This is a genomic window from Streptomyces polygonati (genome assembly GCF_042650325.1).
Lineage (GTDB): Bacteria > Actinomycetota > Actinomycetes > Streptomycetales > Streptomycetaceae > Actinacidiphila > Actinacidiphila polygonati.
In genome coordinates, this window is sequence record NZ_JBHSBB010000027.1 from 117,060 (window position 1) to 135,461 (window position 18,402).

An 18,402-nucleotide genomic window follows, 5' to 3' on the forward strand; every position below is an offset into this window, starting at 1 on the left:
CTACCGATCAGGGACGCCACTGCTCGTTCTGTCCGCTTGGCCTGCGGGCGGACGAAGCCCGCGCACCAGCTCACCCGGATCGACTCCCAGGATCTCGGCCAGCTTCAGGATGTTGTGCGGCGGCAGGTTGCGCCGGCCGCGCTCCACCTGCCCGACGAACGTCCAGTGCGGGTCGCTGTCGTGGGCAAGAGACTCCTGGCTCTCGCCGAGGGCGTTCCCGGCGATCGCGGACGCGGGCCCCGAATATGACGGCTGCCCGAACCGGCATCCTCGCCGCCGGGCCGCGCCGCGCCGGGCCCCGCTCCCGCGGACCGGAAACCGGTTCCGCGCCCCTGCGGGCGGTCAGCAGGACTCCTCCGCCCGGCACGCCTCCCCGTTGAGCGCCTGCTGGAGCATCGAGTAGAGCGCCTCCCGCTGGTCGGGCTCCAGCGCTCCCAGCACCTCGTCCTCGGCCGCGGCGATGGCGAACTCGGCCCTGGCGAGCCGCTCGATTCCCGACTCGGTGAGTTCGACGATGTGCCGCCGGCGGTCCTCCGGCGAGCGCCTGCGCTCGATCAGGCCCTCGGCCTCCAGATCGTTCAGCAGCCCGACGATGTTCGTCCCGTCCATGTCCAGAGTCTTGGCCAGAGCTTGCTGAGCACTGCCGCCGCGCTCCCGCAGCACGGTCATGGCCACGAAATGCCGGGGCCGCAGGCCCAGCGGCGCCAGCAGTGACTCCGAGCGCAGCCGGATGCGGCGCGCCAGGAATTCCAGCAGCGCGCCGGACAGGTGAACCGGCTGGTTGAGGACGGGGAGGACAGGGCGGTGGTCCATTCCATCAGCCTACCCGCCACGGCCCAGATCATCGGTGTGTTATATATGGTTGGTGCTACACAAACTAACTGTGAAGGGCTAACGATATGTCCCATCTGCTGCACATCGACTCGAGCATCCAGGGCGACCGGTCCGTCAGCCGCAGGCTCACCGCCCGCGCCGCGGACGTCTGGCGCGCGGCCCACCCCGGTGGCACCGTGACCTACCGCGACCTGGGGAAGAACCCGCTGCCGCACCTGGACGACGACGGCGGCCTGGCCCGCGTCGCCCCGCGTGACCAGCACACTCCGGCCCAGGCCGCGTCCTGGGCGCTGACCGAAGAGCTGGTCGGCGAGGTGAAGGAGGCCGATGTCGTGCTGCTCGGGCTGCCGCTGTACAACTTCGGGGCGCCCAGCAGCGTGAAGACGTGGATCGACCACCTCATCGCGCCCGGACTCGCCTACGACCCCGAGAATCAGACGGGACTGCTCGGCGGCCGCGATCTGATCGTCATCGCCACCCGGGGCGGCGGCTACGGCGCCGGTACGCCGCGTGAGGGATGGGACCACGCGGAGGCCTGGCTTCCGCACGGCCTGTTCATGACCGGTCTGGAGCCGCGCTTCATCACCACCGAACTGACCCTCGCCAAGACGAACCCGGCCATGGCCGGACTCATCCCGCTGGCCGAGCAGAGCCTGGCCGCGACGGAAAGCGCCGTGGACGCCCTCTGGCCGGCGGCTGCCCCGGCGGTCTGACCGGCCCCCGTCGCGCCCGCGGCCCCACCGCTCCGGCCATCCCTGCCCGCCCTCGGCGGTCTGTCGGGGTGGCCGGAGCGCTGCTAGCGTCGGGCGCCGGGAGGCGGCTGACGCGCGCTCAAAAGTGCCGGAGGCTAACGTTCCTTGACCTGCTCTTGGGGAAAACATGCCCCTGACATGAACTGATCAGCGAAAGAGTATCGCTCTGCGGGACCAGCCGTACGCATAGCGGCAACAGCGGCGACACCGCATCATGCTGCAACTCGCTTCGCATGGGGGTTTCATGAGATTTGAGCGCAAGAGAGCCCGCGCAGGACTGGTGGCGGCCGCAGTGCTGCCCCTGGTCGCCGGTGCCCTCGTACTCGGCGCGCAGTCCGCCACCGCCGACCAGGCGGCCGGACGACAACTGCTCAGCGGCACCAAGCCGGCCTGGGCCACGACCGGTTCGGACAAGGGCGCCACCGCCGACGCCGGCCAGGTGACCGTCCGGGTCTACCTCGCGGGCAGGGACGCGGCCGGACTGACCGCCTACGCGACGGCCGTCTCGGACCCGAACTCGGCTTCCTACGGCAAGTATCTGACGCCGGCCCAGGCCCAGTCGCGCTTCGGCGCCACCCAGGCCCAGATATCCGCGGTCACCGACTGGCTGAACTCCGCGGGCCTTAAGGTGACGGGCTCCAACCAGCACTACCTGACCGCCACCGGTGATGTCGCGGCCGCCGAGAAGACCTTCGGCACGCAGCTGCACAACTACACCAGGAACGGCCACACTTACCACGCCCCCGCGACCACGGCCTCCGCGCCGGCCTCGCTCCGGGGTGCCGTGCTGACCGTCAGCGGCCTGGACAACGCGCCCAAGAAGTCGACCCACGACGACGTGCTGCCTCCCCCGGAGGCCGCGTTCGCCAACTCCGGGCCCTTCTCGTCCTCCTACGGTTCCAATGTGGACCCGAAGCTTCCCAAGGCCTTCGGCGAGCACCCGCCCTACGTGATCAAGGGCTACACCGGCGACCAGCTGCGGGCGGCCTACGGCGCGGGCCCGTACACCGGCAAGGGCGTGAAGGTGGCGCTCACCGACGCCTACGCGTCGCCGACGATCGCTCAGGACGCCGCCCAGTACGCGAAGCTGCACGGCGACCAGAAGTACAAGAGCGGCCAGCTGACCCAGGTGCTGCCGAGCGACTACAACAGCACCGAGGACTGCGACGCGGCCGGCTGGTACGGCGAGGAGACCCTCGACGTCGAGGCCGTCCACGCGGTCGCGCCGGACGCGGGCATCGTCTACGTCGGCGGCGCCTCCTGCAACGACGACGATCTGCTGGACGCGCTCTCCACGGTCGTCGACCACCACCTCGCCGACATCGTCTCCAACTCCTGGGGCGACATCGAGGAGAACGAGACCCCGGACGTCGCCGCGGAGTACGACCAGGTCTTCAAGCTGGGCGCGGCCGAGGGCATCGGCTTCTACTTCTCCTCCGGCGACAACGGCGACAACGTCGCCTCCTCCGGCACGAAGCAGGTCGACACCCCCGGAAACTCGCCGTGGGCCACGTCCGTCGGCGGCACCTCGCTGGGTGTCGGCCGGCACAACGAGTACGAGTTCGAGACCGGCTGGGGCACCCAGAAGGGCACCCTTTCCGCTGACGGCAAGAGCTGGACGACCCCGGTCTACACCTCAGGGGCCGGCGGTGGCACCAGCCAGCTCTACGCGCAGCCGGCCTACCAGCGCGGCATCGTCCCCAACGCGCTCGCCCTCGCCAACGGCGGCACCGTCAAGCAGCGTGTCGAGCCCGACATCGCCGCCGTCGCCGACCCGACCACCGGCTTCCTCGTCGGCCAGACCCAGACGTTCTCCGACGGGTCGGTCAAGTACGGCGAGTACCGGATCGGCGGCACCTCGCTCGCCTCACCGGTGATCGCCGGCGTCCAGGCGCTCGCCGAGCAGGCCCGCCACGGCCGCTCGATCGGCTTCGCCAACCCGCTGATCTACTCCGAGTACGGCACGTCGGCCTACCACGACGTGACGGACACCCCGTTCGGCCCGAAGGTCACCCTGGCCGACGCCCGCGTGGACTTCGTCAACAGCGAGAACGCCGCTGACGGCACGGTCACCTCGCTCCGGGTGCTCGGCCATGACGCCTCGCTCGCCGCCACCCGCGGCTACGACGACGTCACCGGCGTGGGTACGCCCACCAGCCACTACGTCAGCGGGTTCGGCCGCTGGTGACAGCGACCACCCGCCGGACCGCGCGCGGCGTACGGACGGCGCGCGGCTGAGCGAGCAGCAAGGGTCCGGCCATGAGTCCGGCCACCGGGACACCCGGTGGCCGGACTCGGCCGTTCACGGGCCGCGGGACCGGGCGGCCCCGCGCCCGCGCAGCCCCCCGCGCGGGCGGGGAACCTCGGTGCGGGCCCCGTGGCCGCTGCGGTAGCCTGGCAGCATGCGAGCCGTGAGCCTCCTGCTTAGCGAGCCGCGCTGACCGCGAAACATGTCAGTGCGGCGCCCCTCCTGCGCGAGGGGCTTTTTTGTTTCTCCGGACGGCCCACCGGCGGCGCCGCCGTCACGACATCGATGGAGTACCGAGGACGATGAGCGACACCACCCCGACCGCCGAGACGGCTGCGCCCCACCGCTACACGGCCGAGCTGGCCGCGGAGATCGAGCGGCGCTGGCAGGACCACTGGGACGAGCACGGCACCTTCGCCGCCCCCAACCCCAGCGGTGAGCTGGACGGGGAGCCCGAGCTGGCCGCGCGGCCCAAGAAGTTCATCATGGACATGTTCCCGTACCCCTCGGGCGCGGGCCTGCACGTCGGCCACCCGCTGGGCTACATCGCCACCGATGTGCACGCCCGCCACCAGCGGATGACCGGCCACAACGTGCTGCACACGCTGGGCTTCGACGCCTTCGGCCTGCCCGCCGAGCAGTACGCCGTGCAGACCGGCACCCACCCGCGGGTCTCCACCGAGGCCAACATCGTCACGATGAAGGCGCAGCTGCGCCGGCTGGGCCTGGGCCACGACCGGCGCCGCTCCTTCGCCACCATCGACCCCGAGTACTACCGCTGGACGCAGTGGATCTTCCTGCGGATCTTCAACTCGTGGTACGACACCGAGGCCGACCGCGCCCGCCCGATCGAGGAGCTGGTCCGCCAGTTCGAGGACGGCGTACGCCAGGTCCCCGGTGGCCGGCCGTGGTCCGAGCTGACCGGCCGCGAGCGGGCCGACGTACTGAGCGGCTACCGGCTGGCCTACGAGGCCCAGTCGCCGGTCAACTGGAGCCCGGGCCTGGGCACCGTACTGGCCAACGAGGAGGTCACCGCCGACGGCCGCTCCGAGCGCGGCAACTTCCCGGTCTTCAAGGCGAATCTGCGCCAGTGGCGGATGCGGATCACCGCGTACGCCGACCGGCTGCTGACCGACCTGGACGTGCTGGACTGGCCCGAGGCGATCAAGCTGCAGCAGCGGAACTGGATCGGGCGCAGCGAAGGCGCCCGGGTGGACTTCCCGGTGCACGGCGGTGACGGCGAACACGCGATCACCGTCTTCACCACCCGCCAGGACACCCTGTTCGGCGCCACCTACATGGTGCTGGCCCCGGAACACGAGCTGGTGGACGCCATCGTCCCGGCCGCCTGGCCCGAAGGCACCCACGACGTGTGGACCGGCGGACACGCCACCCCCGCCGAGGCCGTCACCGCCTACCGCAAGCAGGCCGCCGCCAAGTCCGATGTCGAGCGGCAGGCCGAGGCCAAGGACAAGACCGGTGTCTTCACCGGCGCCTTCGCCGCCAACCCGGTCAGCGGCGAGCCCGTCCCGGTCTTCGTCGCCGACTATGTGCTGATGGGCTACGGCACCGGCGCGATCATGGCCGTCCCCGCCCACGACACCCGCGACTTCGCCTTCGCCCGCGCCTTCGAACTGCCGATGCGCTGCGTGGTGGAGCCGACCGACGGCCGCGGCACCGACCCGGCGAGCTGGGACGACGCCTTCGCCTCGTACGACGGGAAGATCGTCAACTCGGCCAACGACGCGATCTCCCTGGACGGCCTGGGCGTGGTCGAGGCCAAGGCCGCCGTCACCGAATGGCTGAACGAGCGCGGTATCGGCGAGGGCACCGTCAACTACCGCCTGCGCGACTGGCTGTTCAGCCGCCAGCGGTACTGGGGCGAGCCCTTCCCGATCGTCTACGACGAGGAGGGGACCGCCCACGCGCTGCCCGACTCGATGCTGCCCGTCGAACTGCCCGAGGTCGAGGACTACAGCCCCCGCACCTTCGACCCGGACGACGCGAACACCTCCCCGGAGACCCCGCTGTCCCGCAACGAGGACTGGGTGACCGTCGAGCTGGACCTGGGCGACGGCCCGCGCCGCTACCGCCGCGAGACCAACACCATGCCCAACTGGGCAGGTTCCTGCTGGTACGAGCTGCGCTACCTGGACCCCTTCAACAGCGAGCAGCTGGTCTCCCCGGAAGCGGAGGAGTACTGGATGGGCCCGCGCGCCGGGCAGCCGGCCGGCGGCGTCGACCTGTACGTCGGCGGGGCCGAACACGCCGTACTGCACCTGCTGTACGCGCGCTTCTGGCACAAGGTGCTGTACGACCTGGGGCACATCTCCTCCTTCGAGCCCTTCCACAAGCTGTACAACCAGGGCATGATCCAGGCGTTCGTCTACCGCGACGCCCGCGGCATCCCGGTGCCGGCCGCCGAGGTCGTCGAGAGCGGCGGCCAGTACATCCACACGCCCCCCGGCGGCACCGGCGAGGTCGTCACCCGGGTACAGGGCAAGATGGGCAAGTCGCTGAAGAACGCGGTCACGCCCGACGAGATCTGCGCGGAGTACGGCGCCGACACGCTGCGGCTGTACGAGATGGCGATGGGCCCGCTGGACGTGTCCCGGCCCTGGGACACCCGGGCGGTCGTCGGGCAGTACCGCCTGCTGCAGCGGCTGTGGCGCAATGTCGTCGACGAGGCGACCGGCGAGGTCACCGTCGTGGACACCGAGCCCGACGAGCAGACGCTGCGCGCCCTGCACAAGACCATCGACGGTGTGAACGGCGACCTGGCCGACCTGCGCTTCAACACCGCGATCGCCAAGATCACCGAACTGAACAACCACCTGACGCGTACCGTCGCGGGCGCGGTGCCGCGCTCGGTCGCCGAGCCGCTGGTGCTGCTGATCGCGCCGCTGGCGCCGCACATCGCCGAAGAGCTGTGGACCAGGCTGGGCCACTCCGGGTCGCTGGCCCACCACGCCTTCCCGGTCGCGGACCCGGCGCTGGCGCGGGACGAGTCGGTGACCTGCGTGGTCCAGGTCAAGGGGAAGGTCAAGGCGCGGCTGGAGGTGGCCCCCACGATCTCCGACGCGGATCTGGAGGCGGCGGCGCTGGCCGACCCCGCGGTGGTGGCCGCGCTGGGCGGCGCCGCGGTGCGGAAGGTCATCGTGCGGGCACCGAAGCTGGTCAACATCGTGGTGTGAGGAGAGGCAGGGCCGCACCGGGGGCGCTCCCTGGTCGGGCCCGGGGTCGCACGGGGGTCGGGCCGGGGCAGATTCGGGGGTCGTACGGGCCCGCGGGTCTGCCCCGTGCGGTTACCGTGGAGGAAGGCCCGCGTCAGGGCCTGCTGCCATGCCCGGAGTGGAGGTTGCCCGTGGAGACCGCAGGCGTCATCGTGCTGGTGCTCTTCCTGGTGTTCATGACCGTGGTCGTGGTGGCGACGGTGTCGGCCGTACGGACGGTGAAGCGGGGCGTCAGACGCGGCCGCGCGCAGGCCCGCCGGGTCATGGTGGACACCCGGCTGAAGGCCCGCCGCTATACCGTGCCGGGCCCCGCCGGTGAGCTGGTGCGGCTCCGGCTGGGTCTGCGCGCCTCCTTCGACAGCACCTTCCGCGCGCTGGAGGCCGGCCGCGGCGACGACGCCTCGCTGGCCGAGGCCTCCGCCCTCCTCGACCGCCTCAGCGACCACGCGGGCGCGCTGGACGGCGAGCTCCAGCTGCTGGAGCAGGAGCCCGACCGGGGCAGGATCACCCACCGCCTCCCCGATCTCACCGCGCGTGCCCGCAGCATCATCGACTCGGCGGACGCCTTGCGCTGGGCCGCCCAGGACCGCGCCCGGCGGTTCGCCGACGACGAGCTGTCGGCGCTGACCCGCGATGTCCACCTGGAGGCGGGAGCGCTGCGGCACTGGACGCCGGTGGAACCGGGGACGAAGGGGCTCGGCCTGTCCGGGCGGCCGGGTGAGGGCGCCCGTTAGTCCGCGACCCCGGCGGCCGGCGGGGCACGCGGACGCGGAGCCCGAACTGTCACCTTGACGCCCGCCCGGGTAACCTCCCGCTCATGTCCCCGCTTGTCGCCATCGTCACGGATTCCACGGCCTACCTGGCACTGGAGGCGCTGACCCGGCACGGCATCTCGGTCGTGCCCCTCACGGTGGTCATCGGAGACGAAGCCTTTGAGGAGGGCACCGAGATCTCGGCCCCGGCGGTCGCGCGCGCCCTGCAACGGCGCCACCCCGTCACCACGTCGCGCCCCAGCCCGGCCGAATTCGCCGCCGCCTACCAGGCCGCCGCGGCGGCCGGCGCCGACTCGATCGTCTCCCTGCACCTGTCGGCGGACTTCTCCGGTACGTACGACGCCGCGCTCGTGGCCGCGAAAGAGGCGCCGGTGCCGGTTCGGGTGGTGGACACCGGGATGGTCGCGATGGCGCTGGGCTTCACCGTGCTGGCGGCGGCCCGGGCGGCGGAGGCGGGCTGCCCGGCCGACGAGGTGGTGGCGGCGGCCGAGAAGCGGGCGGCGGACACCTCGGCCTACTTCTACGTGGACACCCTCGACTATCTGCGGCGGGGCGGCCGGATCGGCGCCGCCCAGGCGCTCTTCGGGTCGGCGCTGGCGGTGAAGCCGCTGCTCCGGCTGGCGGACGGCCGGATCGAGCTGATGGAGAAGGTCCGCACCGCTTCCAAGGCGATCAGCCGCCTGGAGGAGATCGTGGTCGGCCAGGCGGGCACCCGGCGGGTGGACCTCGCGGTGCACCATCTGGCGGCGGGGGAGCGGGCGGCGGTGCTGGCGGACAAGCTGCGGGATCGCGTGCCGGGACTGGGCGAGCTGGTGGTGAGCGAGGTGGGCGCGGTGATCGGGGCGCACGCGGGGCCGGGGCTGCTGGGCGTGGTGATCTCGCCCCACTGAGAGGTGCGGCGGGGCGCGGCGGGGAGGGACGGCGGGGCGGGATGGCGGGGGCCGGTCCGGTGGGGGCGGGGTGCGTTCACCCGTGGGGGTGGGCGAGTTATCCACAATGGGGCGGTTGTCCACAGATTTCAGCGGTGATCGTTTTTGGCGGGTGGATCGGTCCAGCATCGAGTGCATGAACTCTTTGAACTCGTTGGACAGGTCGGACAGGTCGGACAGGCCGGGGAGACCGGACAGGCCGGCCGAGCCGGAAGGGCTGAGCGGGCCGGCCGGGTCGGTGGCCGGGCCGCGCGGGCTGCCCGGGCTGGACGCCGTGCGGCCGCTCGGCAAGGCGGAGGCCGCCGCGCGGCTGCGGGAGCGGGCGGGGGCGCTCTTCGGCGGCGCGGAGCGGGAGAGCGCGGCGCGGGCTGATCCGGGGGTGCCGGGGGCGCGCGGGGCGCCTGGGGTGCCGGCCGGTCACGGGGTGCCGGAGGTCCCCGCGATGCCGGTGCCCGGTGTGCGGGTTTTTCCGGTCGGCCGGGTCGGGCGGCTGAGGCAGTGGCTGTTCGTCCGATGCGGGCTGGAGTTCAGGACGGTGCTGGCGCTGGCCGTGGTCCTCGCCGTGGCGTGCGGGCTCGCCCTCCACCACTACTGGGTGGGCCGTCCCCGCACGGTCCGGGTCCCGCCACCGGTCGCCGCTTCCCTGCCCACCCCGGCGGTCAGGCCCCCGACCGCGGCTCCGAAGGTCACCGTCGACATCGCCGGCAAGGTGGCGAAGCCCGGCTTACGCCGTCTCCCCAAGGGCTCGCGCGTCGCCGACGCGCTGGCCGCCGCCGGCGGACCCCTCCCGGGCACCGACACCACCCCGCTCAATCTCGCCCGCCCGCTGACCGACGGCGAGCAGGTCCTGGTCGGCGTCACCCCGGCTCCGGCCGCGACCGCCGCCTCAGCGGGGGAGCAGGCCGGCGCCGGCCCGGCCGCTCCGCTCAGCCTGAACTCCGCGACCGCCGCCCAACTCGACGCCCTCCCCGGCGTCGGTCCCGTCCTCGCCCAGCACATCCTGGCCTTCCGCACCCAGCACGGCGGTTTCACCTCCCCCGGGCAGCTCCGCCAGATCCCGGGCATCGGCCCGCGCAAATACGCCACCCTCCAGCCGCTGGTCCACCCATGAACCACCGGACGAGCACCGAGGAAAGGGCTCCGCTGGAGGAGCGCCGGCCCGCGCGAGGCGAACGCGCGGCCGTGCACGCGGCGGCGGCCTCGCCGTTGGGGGCGTCGAATCCGCGGCAGGAAGGGCCGGTGGATCTGCGGTTGGTGGGGCCCGCGCTGGCCGCGTGGGCGGCAGCCGCGGTCGGGGCCACTGCTTGGGCTGTGGCCTTGGTGGCGGGCGGACTGGTGGTCGCCTCCCTGGTGATGTGGCGCAGGCCCGGGGTGCGGCTGGCCGTGCTGGCCACGGTGCTGTGCGGCGCCGCGGCGGCGGGGGTGGCCGCGCTGGGCCGGGCGGATCTGACCCGGGGGCCGGTGCCGGGCTTGGCGAGAGCCGGGGCCTTCGCGTCGGTGACCGTACGGGTGGACGGTGATCCCTTCCAGGCCGGGGCGGGGCCGGTCCGGACCGTGGTGGTGCGCGGGACGGCCGAGCGGGTCGGCACGAGCCGGGTGCGGACCCCGGTGGTCCTGCTGGCCGGACACGACGCACGGGCCTGGCTGCGGCTGATCCCGTCCACCCGGATCACCGTCACCGCGCGGTTCGCCCCACCGGGCGAGCGGGACGACGATGTCGCCGCCGTGCTGCGGGCGGCGGGTCCGCCGAGGATCACCGGCCCACCGAGCAGGGCCCAACGCGTCGCGGCGCACCTGCGGGCCGGTCTGCGCGAGGCCGCGGCGCCGCTGCCGAAGGACGCCCGCGAACTGCTGCCGGGTCTGGTCGTCGGCGACACCTCCGCGCTCGACCCCGGCCTGGCGGACGCCTTCCGGATCACCGACCTGGCCCATGTGACGGCTGTCTCGGGCGCCAACCTCACTTTCGTACTGATCCTCCTGATCGGCGCCCCGGGCCAGGCGATCAGAGTCGAACGCCGGGGTCTTGCCGCCTCCTTGGGCCTGTCGCTGCGCTGGACGGCCTGCGCGGGCGCCGCCCTCACCCTGGGCTTCACCCTGCTGTGCCGCCCGTCCCCGAGCGTGCTGCGGGCCGCCGCCTGCGGTCTGATCACGCTGCTGGCCATCGGCACCGGCCGCCGCAGGTCACTGCTGCCCGCGCTGGCCGCCTCCGTACTGCTGCTGGTGCTGTACGAGCCCGGGCTGGCGCGGTCGTACGGATTCACGCTGTCGGTGCTGGCCACCGCCGCGCTGCTGACGCTGGGCCCGCGCTGGGGCGCGGCGCTGCGGGCCCGGGGGGTGCCGGGGCGGCTGGCGGACGGGCTGGCGGCGGCAGCGGCGGCGCAGGCGGTGTGCGGGCCGGTGATCGTGCTGCTGTCGGCGCGGCTGAGCCTGGTCGGGGTGCCGTGCAATCTGCTGGCCGAACCGGCGGTGGGCGCGGCCACAGTGGTGGGGTTCGCCGCGCTGCTGGCCCAACCGCTGGCGCCGCCGGCCGGGCATGCCCTGGCCTGGCTGGCGGGCTGGCCGGCCCGGTGGATCGCGGCGGTCGCCCGGCACGGCGCCGCACTGCCGGGCGCCGAGATCGCCTGGCCGGGAGGCGGGCCCGGCGCCGCCCTGCTCGCCCTGGTCACGGTCGCGGCGGCGGTGTGCGGCAGGCGGCTGCTCCGGAGTCCCTGGCCGGCCGCGGCCTGCGCGCTGCTGCTGCTGTTCGCCGTGCTGCGCCCGGTGCCGCTGCCGAGGCTGGTCGCGCGATGGCCGCCGGCGGACTGGCGGTTCGCGATGTGCGATGTCGGGCAGGGCGACGCGCTCGCGCTGTCCGCCGGACCGGGCGCCGCGCTGGTGGTGGACGCCGGCCCCGATCCGGCCAAGGTGGACCGGTGCCTGCGCGATCTGCGGGTCACCACCGTCCCGCTGCTGATCCTCACCCACTTCCACGCCGACCACGTGGACGGCCTGCCCGGGGTGCTGCACGGCCGGCGGGTGGGGGCGATCGAGACGACGGTGCTGGCCGAGCCCGCCGCGCAGGCCGCCCGGGTGCGGCGGGAGGCGACCGCCGCCCGGGTGCCGATCGTGCGGGCGGCGGTGGGGGAGCGGCGGAGCCTCGGCCCGCTGGAGTGGCGGGTGCTGTGGCCGCCCCCGGAGGCCGCCGCGCTGCCGGCCGACGACCCCAATGACGCCAGCGTGGCACTGCTGGTGCACGACGCCGGGCTGACACTGCTGCTGATGGGGGATCTGGAGCCGGACACCCAGCGGGAGTTGCTGGAGACGGTGCCCGATCTGCCGAGGGTGGACGTGCTGAAGGTGGCGCACCACGGATCGGCGTATCAGGACCCGGCGCTGTTCGCCCGGGTGCGGCCGAGGCTGGCGCTGATCAGCGTGGGGGCGGGGAACCGCTACGGTCACCCGGCGGCCAGGACGGTCGCGGCGCTGCGCGGGCTGGGCGCCGTGGTGCTGCGGACCGACCGGGACGGGCCGATCGCGGTGAGCGGCGACGGCCCGGCGGGGCTGCGGACGACCCTGGCGGGGGAGCGGAGGGATCCGGGACCGGGTGGCTAAAGGAAGCTTGATAAAGAAACCCTTGTAAGCACCTCTATCTAAAGATAGCTTTAGGATCATGACGGAGAAACCCATGCGGCGGAAGGTCGACCTCACCGACCCCCGGGCCCTGCGCGCCTACGCCCACCCCACCCGGATGACGCTGGTCGGGCTGCTGCGCCGGGAGGGCCCCTGCACGGCCACCCGCGCCGCCGAGCTGACCGGGGAGTCGGTCGCCAGCTGCTCGTACCACCTGCGGATGCTGGCCAAGTACGGGCTGGTCGAGGAGGAGGACCCGGGCGGTCCGGGCCGGGAGAAGCCCTGGCGGGCCACCGCCGACGCCACCGACTGGCCGAACTACTCCGACGACCCCGCGGTCACCGCCGCGGCCGAGGCGCTGACCCTGGCCGTCGCCGAGAACTACTTCCACCGGATGACCCAGGCGTGGGAGGCACACCACCGGCTGTCCCGGGAGTGGCGGGAGGCCGAGCGGTTCACCGACACGACCCTCTATCTCACCCCGGGGGAGCTGACCGATCTCGGCGCGCGGATCGACGCCCTGGTCGCCGAGTACGCGGTCCGCAATCTCGACCCGGCCCGCCGGCCGGAGGGGGCCCGCCGGGTCCCCTACCTCCAAGTCGCCTATGTCGCACCGGAATCCGGCCCCGAGCCCGCCCCTGGGTCCGCCCGGGAGCCCGCCCCGGCGGCGCGGCCCGGGGAAGAGCCGTGAGGAGCGCCGGCGTCCTGCGCGCGCTGGCCGGCCGCACCCCGCCGCTGCTGCGCGAGCGGCAGTTCCGCCGCTACTGGACGGCGCAGACGGTTTCCCAGTTCGGCGACCAGGTGACCTTCCTGGCGATCCCGCTCGCCGCGGTGCTGGTCCTGCACGCAGACGCGGCGCAGATGGGCTGGCTGTCCATGGCCGGGCTGCTGCCGGCGCTGCTGTTCTCGCTGCCCGCCGGCGCCTGGGCGGACCGCAGGGGGCGCCGCCGGCAGGTGATGATCGTCGCCGACCTCGTCCGGGCCGGGCTGATGGCCTCGATCCCGGTCGGCTACGCCTTCGGCGGGCTCACCCTGCTCCAGCTGTATCTGGTGGCCTTCGCGGTCGGCGTCTTCGCGGTGGTCTTCGACGTCTGCGACGCGACGCTGTTCGTCTGCCTGGTCGAGCCCGAGCAGTATGTGGCGGGCAAGTCGCTCACCAACGGCAGCAGTGCCTTCTCCTTCGTGGCCGGACCGAGCGCCGGCGGCCTGCTGGTGCAACTGCTCGCCGCGCCCTTCGCCCTGCTCGCCGACGCGGCCTCCTATCTCTTCTCGGCCGGGCTGCTGGCCCGGACCGCGCCGGTGGAGCCGCCCGCCGCCGCGCGGCACAAGGGGCACTTCTCGGCCGGGCTGCGCTTCATCGCCGGCTCCCGCCCGCTGCGGGCGCTGGTCGCCGCCGCGGCCACCGTCAACTTCTTCAACTTTGTCTTCCACACGCTCGTCGTGCTCTACGCCGTCGACCAACTCGGCTTGAGCGCCGGGACGCTGGGCGTGGTGGTCGGCGCGGGCGCCGTCGGCGGGATCCTCGGCGCGGTGGTCACCGGGCGGATCGTCCGGACGATCGGGGTCGGCCCGACCGTGCTGCTCGGCTGTCTCGGCTTCCCCGCGCCGCTCGTGCTGGTGCCGCTGGCCGGCGGACCCGAGCCGCTGGTGCTCGCCGCCTTCTTCGCCGCCGAGTTCCTGTCCGGCTTCGGCCTGATGCTGCTGGACATCGCCAGCGGCTCGCTGCAGGCGGCCCTCATACCCAACGCGCTGCGCTCCCGTGTCTCGGGGGCCTGGCGCACGGTCAACTACGGCATGCGCCCGCTCGGCGCCCTGGCCGGCGGCGTGCTCGGCGGCGCCATCGGTCTGCGCCCCACCTTGTGGACGGCCGCCGTCGGCGGTGTCCTCGGTGTGCTGTGGCTGCTGCCCTCGCCCGTCCCCCGGATGCGCGAGCTCCCCGCCAAGGCACCGGACCCGGAGCCCAGCCCCCTGGAGCGCCCCCAGCGGGCCGAAGCGGTCTAGCTCACCGCTCCAGCCAGCCCTCGTGGTCGGCGGCCAGCGCGTCCAGGGCCGCGGGGTCGAGGACGGCGGCCGGGTCCTCCAGGACCAGCAGCCACTGGGCGTCCTCGGCGTCGTCCTCACCGGACAGCGCGTCGCGGACCAGCCGGGGTTCCTCGGGCAGCGGGAAACCGGCGGCCAGCAGTTTGGCGACCGCCTCGGCCGTATCGCGGTCGGGAAGCACCAGGACATGTCGTAGGTCGCTCACCACGGCATTGTCCCCGACCGGTGGCCCCGACCGCCTGCCCCGGGCCCGCGCTGTCCGACCCCCGTGGCATGCTGGGCGTCTCATGGCCAGAAAGACCGCTCCAGACGACCTGCTCGCTCCGCTCACCCTCGCCGTGGGCCAGGAGGATCTGCTGCTCGACCGCGCCGTGCGGGAGGTGGTGACGGCGGCCCGCGCCGCCGACTCCGACACCGATGTGCGCGATCTCGCCCCCGAGGCGCTGCAGCCCGGCACTCTGGCGGCGCTGACCAGCCCGTCCCTGTTCGCCGAGCGCAAGGTCATCGTGGTGCGCAACGCGCAGGACGTCTCGGCGGACACCGTCAAGGACATCAAGGCGTATCTTGCCGCGCCCGTCGAAGAGATCACCCTGGTGCTGCTGCACGCCGGGGGCGCCAAGGGCAAGGCGCTGCTGGACGCCGCCCGCAAGGCCGGCGCCCGGGAGGTGGCCTGCCCCAAGATGACCAAACCGGCCGACCGGCTGGCCTTCGTGCGCGGCGAGTTCCGCACCCTCGGCAGGTCCGCCACCCCCGAGGCGAGCCAGGCGCTGGTGGACGCCATCGGCAGCGATCTGCGGGAACTCGCCAGTGCTTGCGCCCAGTTGACCGCCGATGTGGACGGCACGATCGATGTGGCGGTGGTCGCCCGCTACTACACGGGACGCGCCGAGGCCACCGGCTTCGAGGTGGCCGACCTCGCCGTCACCGGCCGGGCCGCGGAAGCGCTGGAGCGGCTGCGCTGGGCCCTGTCGGTGGGCCAGCCGCTGCCCGGCATCACCTTCGCGCTGGCCTCGGGGGTGCGGGCCATCGGCAAGCTCGCCTCCGCCCCGCGCGGCGCCAATCCCGGCCAGCTCGCCCGGGACCTCGGTATGCCGCCGTGGAAGATCGACCGGGTCCGGCAGCAGCTCCGCGGCTGGACGGCGGACGGCGTCTCGGTGGCGCTGCGGGCGGTGGCCGAGGCGGACGCGGCCGTCAAGGGCGGCAGCGCGGACCCCGCCTACGCCCTGGAGAAGGCCGTGGTCATCATCGCCCAGGCCTCCCGCGCCCGCGCCTGACCAGCACCGAAGCGCCCAGCTCAGCCCAGCCCCAGCCCGGCCTCGGCCCGCGCCGCCCGGCTCCCGCACGAGGAGCCCCCGGGAAAGCCGACCGCCCGCCCGGATGTTCCCGGGCGGGCGGTGGAAGGTCGAGCGGATCCTGTGGTCGCGCCGCAGCCACGTGGCGAACGTCCGCGTGCGGCGCGGTCGGCCCCGGCGATGCCGGTCCGGGCGGTAGAGGGGCCGCTGATTCCGGTTTCCGGCGGTGCCGTGGACGTACCAGGAAGGGATCCGATCAGGCCTGGAGCGCGGTGACCGACAGGGCCAGCGACGACTTCTTGTTGGCCGCCTGGTTCTTGTGGATGACACCCTTGCTGACGGCCTTGTCCAGCTTCTTGGCGGCCAGACGGGCGGCGGCGGTGGCCTTCTCGGCGTCACCGGCGGCCACGGCCTCCCGGGTGCGACGGATCGCGGTCTTCAGCTCGGACTTGACGGCCTTGTTGCGCAGGCGCGCCTTCTCGTTGGTCTTGTTGCGCTTGATCTGGGACTTGATGTTCGCCACGAAAGAGCCTTCTCAGGTTCGTATCTACAGTGTCTACACAGGAGATCCCCCGCGATGTCTCCACGGGGTGCGGCCTCGGGTAGAGGGCACGAGGCACAGCGCCCCAGGCTACCAGCAGCCGGGCCGCGCTCCCAAACCGAAGCCGGGCCCCAACCGTGGGACTATGGGGGACAACGTAACGCGTCTCATGAAGTCCTCAAGAGTCTCAAGAAACTGGACCCTGCGTGCCCGCGACCCCTTCCCACGTGCCGGAGCCGAGCCGTACCGACCCGGCGCTGCTCCGTAACTTCTGCATCATCGCCCACATCGACCACGGCAAGTCCACCCTGGCCGACCGGATGCTGCAGCTCACCGGCGTCGTCGACGTGCGGCAGATGCGCGCCCAGTACCTCGACCGGATGGACATCGAGCGGGAGCGGGGCATCACCATCAAGTCGCAGGCGGTGCGGCTGCCCTGGGCGCCGACCGCCGGTGAGGAGACGGGCCGCACCCACATCCTGAACATGATCGACACACCGGGCCACGTGGACTTCACCTACGAGGTGTCCCGCTCGCTGGCCGCCTGCGAGGGCACGGTCCTGCTGGTCGACGCGGCCCAGGGCATCGAGGCGCAGACCCTGGCCAACCTCTACCTGGCGATGGAGAACGACCTCACCATCATCCCGGTGCTCAACAAGATCGACCTGCCGGCCGCCCAGCCGGAGAAGTTCGCCGAGGAGCTGGCCAACCTCATCGGCTGCGACCCCTCGGACGTGCTCCGGGTCTCGGCCAAGACCGGCGTCGGCGTGGACGCGCTGCTGGACCGGGTGGTGCGCGACGTGCCGGCCCCGGTCGGCGGCGCCGACGCGCCCGCCCGCGCGATGATCTTCGACTCGGTGTACGACTCCTACCGGGGCGTGGTCACCTATGTCCGCGTCATCGACGGGCAGCTCACCAAGCGCGAGCGGATCAAGATGATGTCCACCGGCGCCACCCACGAGCTGCTGGAGATCGGCACCAACTCCCCGGAGATGCTGCCGGCCGACGGGCTGGGCGTCGGCGAGGTCGGTTATCTGATCACCGGGGTGAAGGACGTCCGGCAGTCCAAGGTCGGTGACACCATCACCACCTTGAACAAGGGCGCGACCGAGGCGCTGGGCGGTTACAAGGACCCCCGGCCGATGGTCTTCTCCGGCCTGTATCCGCTGGACGGCTCGGACTACCCGGAGCTGCGCGAGGCGCTGGACAAGCTCCAGCTCAACGACGCGGCGCTGGTCTACGAACCGGAGACCTCCGCCGCCCTCGGCTTCGGCTTCCGGGTCGGCTTCCTCGGCCTGCTGCACCTGGACGTGGTCCGCGAGCGCCTGGAGCGCGAATTCGGCCTCGACCTGATCGCCACCGCGCCCAACGTCGTCTACCGGGTGGTGATGGAGGACGGCAAGGAGCACGTCGTCACCAATCCGAGTGAATTCCCGGAAGGCAAGCTGGCCGAGGTCTATGAGCCGGTGGTAAGGGCGACAGTGCTGGCGCCGACCGAGTTCATCGGCGCGATCATGGAGCTCTGCCAGAACCGGCGCGGCTCGCTGCTGGGCATGGACTACCTCTCCGAGGACCGGGTGGAGATCCGCTACACCCTGCCGCTCGCCGAGATCGTCTTCGACTTCTTCGACAACCTGAAGTCCAAGACCCGCGGCTACGCCTCGCTGGACTACGAGCCCACCGGCGAGCAGAGCGCCGACCTGGTGAAGGTCGACATCCTGCTGCACGGCGACAAGGTGGACGCCTTCTCCGCGATCACCCACAAGGACAAGGCGTACGCGTACGGTGTCCGGCTGGTCGGCAAGCTGCGCGAGCTGATCCCGCGGCAGAACTTCGAGGTGCCCATCCAGGCCGCCATCGGCGCCCGGGTGATCGCCCGCGAGACGGTCCGCGCCATCCGCAAGGACGTCCTCGCCAAGTGCTACGGCGGTGACATCTCGCGCAAGCGCAAGCTGCTGGAGAAGCAGAAGGAGGGCAAGAAGCGGATGAAGATGGTCGGCAACGTGGAAGTGCCGCAGGAGGCGTTCATCGCGGTACTGTCGACCGACTCCGAGGGCGAGTCCAAGGCGAAGAAGTAGCCCTCCGGCGGTCCGCGCGGGCTTTCGTGCGGGAGCCCTTCCGCCGCCGCTCCGCGCCCGCCCGGAGATCTCG

The 18,402-nt window shown here is 72.8% G+C and carries 15 protein-coding genes; 11 read left to right on the forward strand and 4 right to left on the reverse strand.

What is annotated here, in order from left to right:
• Positions 1 to 147: a hypothetical protein gene (locus ACFO3J_RS29035; protein WP_386435498.1), complete on the reverse strand. Its 147-nt coding sequence runs from the start codon at positions 145 to 147 to the stop codon at positions 1 to 3.
• Between the two features lie 195 nt (positions 148 to 342).
• Positions 343 to 813 carry a MarR family winged helix-turn-helix transcriptional regulator gene (locus tag ACFO3J_RS29040; protein ID WP_386435501.1) on the reverse strand — a complete coding sequence of 157 codons (471 nt, stop codon included), beginning with the start codon at positions 811 to 813 and terminating at the stop codon, positions 343 to 345.
• An 86-nt stretch (positions 814 to 899) separates the two neighbouring features.
• Here ACFO3J_RS29040 and ACFO3J_RS29045 point away from each other — a divergent pair, with 86 nt between their 5' ends.
• The 9 genes from ACFO3J_RS29045 to ACFO3J_RS29085 all read left to right on the forward strand — a co-directional run bounded on the left by ACFO3J_RS29045 (position 900) and on the right by ACFO3J_RS29085 (position 14,379).
• Complete coding sequence (locus ACFO3J_RS29045; RefSeq protein WP_386435504.1) at positions 900 to 1,547, forward strand: FMN-dependent NADH-azoreductase; 648 nt, start codon at positions 900 to 902, stop codon at positions 1,545 to 1,547.
• Between the two features lie 283 nt (positions 1,548 to 1,830).
• Positions 1,831 to 3,774, forward strand: coding sequence for a S53 family peptidase (locus ACFO3J_RS29050; RefSeq protein WP_386435507.1), 1,944 nt, complete (start codon positions 1,831 to 1,833; stop codon positions 3,772 to 3,774).
• 362 nt (positions 3,775 to 4,136) lie between these two features.
• Complete coding sequence (gene leuS / locus ACFO3J_RS29055; RefSeq protein ID WP_386435510.1) at positions 4,137 to 7,028, forward strand: leucine--tRNA ligase; 2,892 nt, start codon at positions 4,137 to 4,139, stop codon at positions 7,026 to 7,028.
• Between the two features lie 170 nt (positions 7,029 to 7,198).
• Positions 7,199 to 7,801, forward strand: a complete 603-nt coding sequence (locus ACFO3J_RS29060) for a hypothetical protein (RefSeq protein WP_386435511.1) — start codon at positions 7,199 to 7,201, stop codon at positions 7,799 to 7,801.
• Positions 7,802 to 7,884: 83 nt separating this feature from the next.
• Positions 7,885 to 8,730, forward strand: a complete 846-nt coding sequence (locus tag ACFO3J_RS29065; RefSeq protein WP_386435513.1) for a DegV family protein — start codon at positions 7,885 to 7,887, stop codon at positions 8,728 to 8,730.
• Positions 8,731 to 8,905: 175 nt separating this feature from the next.
• Positions 8,906 to 9,880 (forward strand): helix-hairpin-helix domain-containing protein, encoded by a 975-nt coding sequence (locus ACFO3J_RS29070; protein WP_386435515.1) that lies wholly within the window; start codon positions 8,906 to 8,908, stop codon positions 9,878 to 9,880.
• Positions 9,877 to 12,360, forward strand: a complete 2,484-nt coding sequence (locus ACFO3J_RS29075) for a ComEC/Rec2 family competence protein (RefSeq protein WP_386435518.1) — start codon at positions 9,877 to 9,879, stop codon at positions 12,358 to 12,360. The genes ACFO3J_RS29070 and ACFO3J_RS29075 overlap by 4 nt, the downstream gene beginning before the upstream one ends.
• A gap of 58 nt (positions 12,361 to 12,418) precedes the next feature.
• Positions 12,419 to 13,069 carry a helix-turn-helix domain-containing protein gene (locus ACFO3J_RS29080; protein ID WP_386435521.1) on the forward strand — a complete coding sequence of 217 codons (651 nt, stop codon included), beginning with the start codon at positions 12,419 to 12,421 and terminating at the stop codon, positions 13,067 to 13,069.
• Complete coding sequence (locus ACFO3J_RS29085) at positions 13,066 to 14,379, forward strand: MFS transporter (protein WP_386435523.1); 1,314 nt, start codon at positions 13,066 to 13,068, stop codon at positions 14,377 to 14,379. Before ACFO3J_RS29080 ends, ACFO3J_RS29085 begins: the two co-directional genes overlap by 4 nt.
• A gap of 1 nt (position 14,380) precedes the next feature.
• Here ACFO3J_RS29085 and ACFO3J_RS29090 read toward each other — a convergent pair whose 3' ends face one another.
• Positions 14,381 to 14,623, reverse strand: a complete 243-nt coding sequence (locus ACFO3J_RS29090) for a hypothetical protein (protein ID WP_386435526.1) — start codon at positions 14,621 to 14,623, stop codon at positions 14,381 to 14,383.
• 82 nt (positions 14,624 to 14,705) lie between these two features.
• Here ACFO3J_RS29090 and holA point away from each other — a divergent pair, with 82 nt between their 5' ends.
• Positions 14,706 to 15,692, forward strand: coding sequence for a DNA polymerase III subunit delta (holA, locus tag ACFO3J_RS29095; RefSeq protein ID WP_386435529.1), 987 nt, complete (start codon positions 14,706 to 14,708; stop codon positions 15,690 to 15,692).
• A gap of 274 nt (positions 15,693 to 15,966) precedes the next feature.
• Here holA and rpsT read toward each other — a convergent pair whose 3' ends face one another.
• On the reverse strand, positions 15,967 to 16,233 hold the full coding sequence (gene rpsT / locus ACFO3J_RS29100) for a 30S ribosomal protein S20 (protein ID WP_093737168.1): 267 nt from the start codon (positions 16,231 to 16,233) through the stop codon (positions 15,967 to 15,969).
• Positions 16,234 to 16,457: 224 nt separating this feature from the next.
• Here rpsT and lepA point away from each other — a divergent pair, with 224 nt between their 5' ends.
• Positions 16,458 to 18,329: a translation elongation factor 4 gene (gene lepA / locus ACFO3J_RS29105; protein ID WP_386435532.1), complete on the forward strand. Its 1,872-nt coding sequence runs from the start codon at positions 16,458 to 16,460 to the stop codon at positions 18,327 to 18,329.
• Positions 18,330 to 18,402: the final 73 nt, after the last annotated feature.